At 70.5% G+C, this 2,573-nt stretch carries 3 protein-coding genes; all 3 read left to right on the top strand.

Annotation, left to right across the window (positions count from 1 at the left end):
- Positions 1 to 886: 1-deoxy-D-xylulose-5-phosphate reductoisomerase (gene dxr, locus G7A99_RS13090; RefSeq protein WP_240466277.1), on the top strand; the 886-nt coding region annotated here is incomplete at its 5' end.
- Positions 883 to 2,250, top strand: coding sequence for an RIP metalloprotease RseP (rseP, locus tag G7A99_RS13085; RefSeq protein WP_163140787.1), 1,368 nt, complete (start codon positions 883 to 885; stop codon positions 2,248 to 2,250). The genes dxr and rseP, both read left to right, overlap by 4 nt.
- Before the next feature lie 18 nt (positions 2,251 to 2,268).
- Positions 2,269 to 2,573, top strand: a 305-nt coding sequence (locus G7A99_RS13080) for a POTRA domain-containing protein (RefSeq protein ID WP_371807619.1), incomplete at its 3' end; no start/stop codon positions are given.

Here is a 2,573-nt window from a genome sequence, read left to right as displayed (position 1 = left end):
TGTCGGTGCCGCGGGGCTCGCGCCCACCGTGGCGGCCGTCGAGCGGGGCTGCCGGGTGCTGCTTGCCAACAAGGAGTCCCTGGTGGTGGCCGGTCCGCTGCTGCTGGAGGCGGCGCGCCGGGGTGGTGCAGAGCTGCTGCCGGTGGACAGTGAGCACAACGCCATCTATCAGTGCCTGCCGCCGTCGTATGGCCACGACGGCGCGGCCGGCAGCGGGGTCCGGCGGGTGCTGCTGACCGCCTCCGGGGGGCCGTTCCGCACCCGGGACCCGGCGAGCCTGTCGCGGGTGACGCCGGAGGAGGCCTGCGCCCATCCCAACTGGGATATGGGGCGCAAGATCTCGGTGGATTCCGCAACCATGATGAACAAGGGCCTGGAGTACATCGAGGCCTGTCTGCTCTTCGGTCTGGAACCGTCGGCGGTGGAAGTGGTCATTCACCCACAGAGCGTGGTGCACTCCCTGGTGGAGTACGTCGACGGCTCCGTGCTGGCACAGCTCGGCAATCCCGACATGCGTACCCCCATCGCCCACGCCCTGGCCGCGCCGGAGCGGATCGCCGCCGGGGTGACGCCGCTGGATCTCTTCGCCGTCGCCCGGCTGGAGTTCGAGCCGCCGGAGCCGGCGCGCTTTCCCTGCCTCGGCCTGGCCGTGGCGGCGCTGCGCGAGGGCGGCTCGGCCCCGGCGGTGCTCAACGCGGCCAACGAGGTCGCCGTGGCGGCGTTTCTGGGCCGCCGGCTCGGCTTCATGGCGATCGCGGACGTGGTCGAGTCGACCCTGGCCGCGGTGCCGGCGGAGCCGGTGACCTCGCTCGAACAGGTAATGGCGGCGGACGCGCGTGCGCGCCGCGCCGCCGAGGCGACTATCGACCGTGGAGGGCGCCGATGAGCGTGCTCACCAGTATCATTGCCTTCGCCGTGGCCCTGGGCCTGCTGGTCACGGTTCACGAGTTCGGTCACTTCTGGGTGGCGCGGCGCCTCGGGGTCAAGGTGCTGCGCTTCTCTGTGGGCTTCGGCCGCATCGTCTGGCGCCGCCAGGGCCATGACGGCACGGAGTACGCGATCTCGGCGATACCGCTGGGCGGCTACGTCAAGATGCTCGACGAGCGCGAGGGCGACGTTCCCGAGCAGGAGCGTCACCGGGCGTTCAATCGCCAGCCGCTGTGGGTGCGCAACGCCATCCTCTTCGCCGGGCCGGGGTTCAACTTCATCTTCGCCGTGCTCGCCTACTGGGCGATCTTCGTGACCGGCACTACGGCGATGAAGCCGGTGATCGGCCAGGTCGAGCCGGACACGCCCGCCGCCGCGGCGGGCCTGCAGTCCGGCGAGCGCATCGTCGCCGTGGGCGGCGAGGATACCCGCACCTGGGACGACGTGCTCATGCAGATCCTCTCCCTGGGGCCCGGCAACCCGGACCTGGCGGTGACCACGGTGGCCGGCGAGGACGGCCCGCGCCGGAGTCACAGCCTGGACGTCGCGGCGATCGGTCCGGTGGGGGAGAATCCGGATATCCTCGCCGCGCTGGGCATGCAGCCCTGGCGCCCGCGTATCGAGCCCGTGATCGACTCGGTCATGCCGGATGGTCCCGCCGCGGGTGCCGGGCTGCAGCCGGGCGACCGCATCGAGGCGGTCGACGGCACGCCCATGCCGGACTGGGCAAGGCTGGTCGATTATGTCCGCGCCCGGCCCGGCGAGTCCGTGACGCTGTCGGTCGAGCGCGACGGCGAACCCCGGGAGGTGGCGGTGACGCTGGCCCAGGTCGACTCCGCCCAGGGCCCGATCGGCCGCCTCGGGGTATCGCCGCGTTTCGACCGCAGCTCGCTCGAGCGCATGCAGCAGACGATCCAGTACGGCCCGCTGGCCGCCGTGGGTGTCGCGGCGGGGGAGACGTGGCGTGCGAGCGCGCTCACCGTGAAGATGCTCGGGCAGATGATCACCGGGGAGGCCTCGGTGAAGAACTTGAGCGGGCCCATCAATATCGCTCAGTATGCGGGGCAATCCGCTCAGCTGGGTGTGGTACCGTTTCTGCGGTTTCTCGCCATCGTGAGCATCAGCCTGGGGGTGCTGAACCTGCTGCCGGTGCCGGTGCTCGACGGGGGGCACCTGATGTTCAATGCGCTCGAATGGGTGCGGGGGCGGCCGCTGTCGGAGGCCGCCCAGGCCGTCGGGCAGCAGGTGGGGCTCGCGCTGCTCGGGCTGCTGATGGCGGTGGCCTTCTACAACGACATTGCCCGATTGTTCGGGCCGAGCTGATAGGGAATCGACGAGCGAATGCGTAAATCGCTACTTGCACTGGCGCTTGCCGCGGTGATGGGGCAGGCGGCCGCCATGGAGCCGTTCCAGGTGGACGACATTCGCGTCGAGGGATTGCGTCGCATCTCGGCGGGTACCGTGTTCAATTACCTGCCCGTCCAGGTGGGGGACCGGGTGACCGGCTCGCAGGCCGCCTCGGCCATCCGCTCGCTCTACGACACCGGCTTCTTCCAGGACGTGACGCTGCGCCGTGACGGCAACGTCCTCGTCGTCGACGTCGCGGAACGCCCCGCCATCGCGCGTATCGAGCTCCACGGCAACAA

It is taken from the genome of Arhodomonas sp. KWT (assembly GCF_010993615.1).
Note: the sequence above shows the minus strand (reverse complement) of the source record. Positions and strands in the feature narration are given on the sequence as shown.

Coding starts and splice junctions, on each gene's coding strand:
- rseP (WP_163140787.1), top strand. CDS start 883: ATGAGCGTGCTCACCAGTATCATTGCCTTCGCCGTGGCCCTGGGCCTG.